Origin of the sequence: Arthrobacter sp. CAL618 (assembly GCF_000468215.1) — a bacterium.
Taxonomy (GTDB): Bacteria; Actinomycetota; Actinomycetes; order Actinomycetales; family Micrococcaceae; genus Arthrobacter_D.
In genome coordinates, this window is record NZ_ASZW01000127.1 from 1 (window position 1) to 4,786 (window position 4,786).

Here is a 4,786-nt window from a genome sequence, read left to right on the forward strand (position 1 = left end):
CTGGCGGGTTGGTGCTCCGAAAGGATGTGCAGCAGGCCATCAGCAGTGCCACCGGCTCCGCGACAATCACGGGTTCGCCCACCGACAACAGCAGCGAAAGCGTCGCCCCTGATCCGGTGGGTGCGGATACTGATCGCAAGTCGGGGCTGGAGATTGCCGCCCGCACTCCGCTGAAGGGGGTGCGGAAGACTGTGGCGGACACCATGGCCCGTAGCCGCCGGGAGATCCCCGAGGCAACGGTCTGGGTCGATGTGGACGCTACCGCACTGATGGACCTCAGGGCCTCACTCAAGGCAACAAATCCCGACCAGACCCCCGGGTTACTGGCTTTCGTGGCCCGGTTCGTGACAGCCGGGCTGGCAAAGTATCCGGACCTGAACACCCGAATCGTCACCGACGATGAGGGTCGCCAGGAAATTCTCAGCTTCGACGGGGTGAATCTGGGGATCGCCGCTCAAACCGATCGGGGTCTGATGGTGCCCTGCGTTCGACGCGCAGACACGCTGAGCGCCCGCGGGCTGGATGCGGAGATCCGCCGACTTACCGCCGTCGTGCGGGACGGCAAAGCCACGCCCGCCGAGCTGACCTCGGGGACGTTCACCCTGAACAACTACGGCGTGTTTGGAGTCGACGGTAGCGCAGCCATCATCAATCACCCCGAAGCTGCGATTTTGGGTATTGGCCGAATCATTGACCGGCCGTGGGTGGTGGGCGGTGCCCTGGCTGTGCGGAAAATTACCGAACTCACTCTGACCTTCGATCACCGGGTGTGTGATGGCGGTGTTGCCGGCGGGTTCCTGCGGTATGTGGCGGACGCGATCGAGAATCCGGGCACCGTGCTTGCAGACCTTTGAAGCGAGGGGCCCAGCGGTGACCGTACCGCTCATCGGCCCGGTAGCAGCCCCTGAGCAGCACGTGATGACCTTCAACATCCGACGGTCAATGCCACACCTTTTGCCTACCAACCGGGATTCCTGGGCGGTTCGCGCGCCTTTGGTGACCCGGCTCCTACGCGATGAGCAGCCCAGCCTGTTGGGCGTCCAGGAGGCACTCCCAACCCAGCTGGACGCGGTGCGGGCCGGGCTCGGACCCGACTACGCCGGCATCGGTCGGGGGCGCAACGACGATGGCAATGGTGAGCAGTGCCCGCTCTTTTACGACCGGCGCCGGCTGACGCTGCTCGACTGGGAGCAGTTTGCGCTCTCAAGCAAACCAACCGTTGCCGGTTCGACGTCGTGGGGAAACCGGATCCCCCGGATCGCGGTCCGTGCCAGGTTCAAGGATCTGGGCACGGGGAAGGACTTCGTGGTGATCAACACCCACCTGGACCATCTGTCCCGCCGCTCTCGCCTCTATTCGGCGGACACACTGCGACACCTGGTGCGGGACTCTCAACTCCCGGGCATCGTGATGGGGGACTTCAACATTGATGCGCCGTCCGGGCCCTACACGATCCTGACCGGGTCGGGGGTGCTGCGTGACACCTGGACCGCTGCGCACCGTCAACTCACCGAACAATGGGGCACCTTCCCCCATTATCGTAAGCCGCAGCGCGGCGCCAAGCGGATCGACTGGATCCTTTCCACCCCAGACTTCACCGTCCTGCGGGCAGGAATCAACGTCACCCGGTACGGTGGTGCGTGGCCGTCCGATCACGCCCCAGTGCAGGCTGTCCTGCTGCTGGGTGCCGGCGGCGCGTAGAACGGCCAGCACATCCATCGTTGTTGAGAGGAATCCATGTCTGAGACGCCAACAGTAGACACTGTGTCGAAGGAGACCGAGTCCCGTTGGCGGGAAGTGGGACCGCAGACCTGGATACTGCGTGACGCCGGATACCGGATCAACCCAGGTCTCGTCGTCGGCACCGAGCGGGCCCTCGTGATCGACACCGGTGCCGGCCCAGCGCAGGCCGCCGTCATCCTGGCCGCCGTCCGAGAACTCACGGACCTGCCGGTGACAGCTGTGAACACCCACTCCCACTTCGACCATGCGTTCGGCAATGCGTATTTCGCCGCACAGGGGGTCGAGGAAATCTGGGCCACCGCACGCTGCGCGGAAGACCTGGCGCAGACAGGAGAGCAGCAGCGTCAGTTCGTCGCAGAGCTCGAGCCAGCCATGGCCGACGACGCCGGTCCCCACACAGCCATCCACCCCGCCAACAAGGTGGTGGACGGTGGCCCCGTCGACCTGGACCTGGGCGGCATCAGCGTAACCCTGTTCCATCTGGGGGCCGGCCATACGGATAACGATCTCCTGATCGGCGCAGGCAACGTACTCTTCACCGGGGATCTGGTCGAAGAAGGCGGCGACCCGGGGTTTGAAGACTCGTATCCTGCGGACTGGATCCGCACCCTGGGCAAGATCGCCGCGCTGGAGGACCTTTATGACGTTTTCATCCCGGGGCACGGCAACCCGGTGGGCGTCGAATTTGTCACGGCACAGCTATATAAAATGCGCACCGCGGTGCGGGTCACCAAGGTGGCAATGGATGAAGCATCAGTGGACATGACCAAGGCCATCCCCATCCTGCCCTACGGCCCCGAACAATCCCGGGCGCTGCTCATTCGGTTGCGGACCCTCGCGCACTGGAAGTGGCATCAGGCCTCCAAGTCCTGATCCCAGGCTCCCGCCGGGCAATCCGCGCCCTACCCCGTGACGAACCTCATAATGAAGAGGATCATGGTGCTAACGGTGCCCAGGGCTTTGGAAAACAGCTCTGATCGGGATTCTGAGGGAAAGGCTAATCATGGATATTCGAAAGAGCGTTATGGGAGTACTTCTGGCCGGTGCACTGGTGGGAGTTGCCGGTTGTGGGGCGTCGGAGGAATCTGGCAGTGCGGCCCCGGAGCCGGAAACTACTACCACCAGTCCGGCGGCCTCCAGCCCGGCGGCCTCCAGCCCACCCGCCGCGCCAGCCGAGATCACCGAATCAGCTGAAACCCCGGCCGAGGCGGCCGAAGAGGTGGTCATCACCATCACAGACTTTGAATTCGAAGTTTCCGGACCGGTGGCACCGGGCGCCGAAGTAACCGTCATTAACAATGATTCTGTCGGCCACACTGTCACTTCGGATGAGGATGGCCTGTTCGATTCAGTCTTCGGCCCCAACGAGACTGTCACCTTCACGGCACCCGAGGACGCGGGGGAGTACTCCTTCTTCTGCACGCCGCACCCAGGCATGATCAGCACACTGGTCGTCGAGGAATGAGCAATCGGGCACTCGCCCACAACCGCCCGGTTCTAGTCGGTCTCCGCGTGGTGATCGCCATCGGACTGGCGATCGATGCGTTCGTCCATGTGCAACTCGCCGCCAACTATCAGATCGCGTATCCAGGGGGGATGGGCGGTGGCACCCTGTTCTGGCTGCAGGCGGCCGCGGCGGTGCTCGCTGCCCTCTACGTCCTGCTCAGGGGCAGCCGGTTGTCCTACCTCGTCGCCGCGGTGGTGGCTCTATCAGCATTCGCGGCTGTGGTGGTGTCGTCCTACGTCCAGCTGCCCGCGATCGGGCCCATCCCCGCCATGTACGAGCCGATCTGGTTCTTCGAAAAGGCCCTCAGTGCGGTCGCTGAGGGGGCGGCCGGAGTTCTCGCCGTCGTCGGGATGATTCTCGTGGGGCGGCGTACCCCTGAGGCCTGATCGATAAGAGGGCGAACAGCGCCGGTGGCTACAGTAGAAGCGTGCCGGGCGAATCGTTCAACCTCAAGTCGATCGCTGTCGGCGCTTACGGCCCGTCGCTGCTCTATGGGATGGCGACGGGGGCGATCCTTCCAGTAATAGCGCTCTCGGCGCGCAGCCTCGGGGCTGACATTGCGACGGCGGCACTGATCATCACCCTCACCGGGATCGGCTCCCTGGTCACCAACGTGCCCGCAACGCTCCTGACCACCCGGTTCGGTGAACGGTGGGCCCTGGTCGGGGCGTCACTCTGGTGCTCGACGGCGATGGTACTGGCCTTGCTGGCCCCCAACCTCGCCGTGTTCGCCGCAGCCATCTTCATGATCGGGATGGCCGGTGCCGTTTTCGGTCTGGCCCGCCAGAGTTACCTCACCGAAGCCGTTCCCATCCACTTCAGGGCGAGGGCGCTGTCCACGCTCGGCGGTGTCACCAGGATCGGCGTTTTCCTCGGCCCTTTCGCGGCGGCTCTGGCCATGAGCTTCGCTGGATTGGCTGGTGCGTACTGGGTGGGGGCGGGGGCCGCTCTCGCTGCTGCCGCCCTGAGCAGCAGGGTGCCTGAGCTGGTCGCCCCCGGGCGGTTGGCCATGAACGGATCCACTGCCCTCGAGCGGGTAGCGGACCCGCCGTCGTCGGCCCCGACAGTCCGGTCCATTCTGCGATCCCACCGCAGGGTTTTTGCGACGGTGGGCATTGGTGTCCTGCTGATCGCCGCCATCCGGGCCACCCGACAGGCGGTGTTGCCGCTCTGGGCGCAGGATATCGGTCTGGACGCCACCACCACTGCCCTGATCTATGGCCTGTCCGGCGCCATCGACATGCTGATCTTCTACCCGGCCGGGAAGATGATGGACGTCAGGGGGCGGCGGTGGGTTGCCGTACCCTGCATGCTGATCATGGGCGTAGCGCTGATCCTGTTGCCCTTCACCGGCGATGCAGTGGGGCTGCTGCTGGTGGCGCTCCTGATCGGATTCGGCAACGGTATCGGCTCGGGCATCGTGATGACCCTGGGGGCTGACTTCTCACCGAATCCCGGCCGGCCCCAGTTCCTTGGAATCTGGCGGCTACTCAGCGATGTCGGGACCATGACCGGCCCGGGGGTTCTTGCGGCGGT

6 protein-coding genes are annotated in these 4,786 nt (G+C 64.7%); all 6 read left to right on the forward strand.

The genetic code is table 11. The features are described from left to right. Positions 1-854: dihydrolipoamide acetyltransferase family protein (locus K728_RS0107805; protein WP_019481834.1), on the forward strand; the 854-nt coding region annotated here is incomplete at its 5' end. Between the two features lie 16 nt (positions 855-870). Beyond that, a complete protein-coding gene (locus tag K728_RS0107810; protein WP_019481833.1) occupies positions 871-1,701 on the forward strand; it encodes an endonuclease/exonuclease/phosphatase family protein in 831 nt (276 codons plus the stop codon). 36 nt (positions 1,702-1,737) lie between these two features. Further along, positions 1,738-2,616, forward strand: a complete 879-nt coding sequence (locus tag K728_RS0107815) for an MBL fold metallo-hydrolase (protein WP_050994838.1) — start codon at positions 1,738-1,740, stop codon at positions 2,614-2,616. Between the two features lie 130 nt (positions 2,617-2,746). Then, positions 2,747-3,208 carry a cupredoxin domain-containing protein gene (locus tag K728_RS20130; RefSeq protein ID WP_083850821.1) on the forward strand — a complete coding sequence of 154 codons (462 nt, stop codon included), beginning with the start codon at positions 2,747-2,749 and terminating at the stop codon, positions 3,206-3,208. Then, a complete protein-coding gene (locus tag K728_RS0107825; RefSeq protein WP_019481830.1) occupies positions 3,205-3,636 on the forward strand; it encodes a hypothetical protein in 432 nt (143 codons plus the stop codon). Before K728_RS20130 ends, K728_RS0107825 begins: the two co-directional genes overlap by 4 nt. A gap of 41 nt (positions 3,637-3,677) precedes the next feature. After that, a partial coding sequence (locus K728_RS0107830; protein ID WP_024476345.1) for an MFS transporter occupies positions 3,678-4,786 on the forward strand: 1,109 nt, incomplete at its 3' end.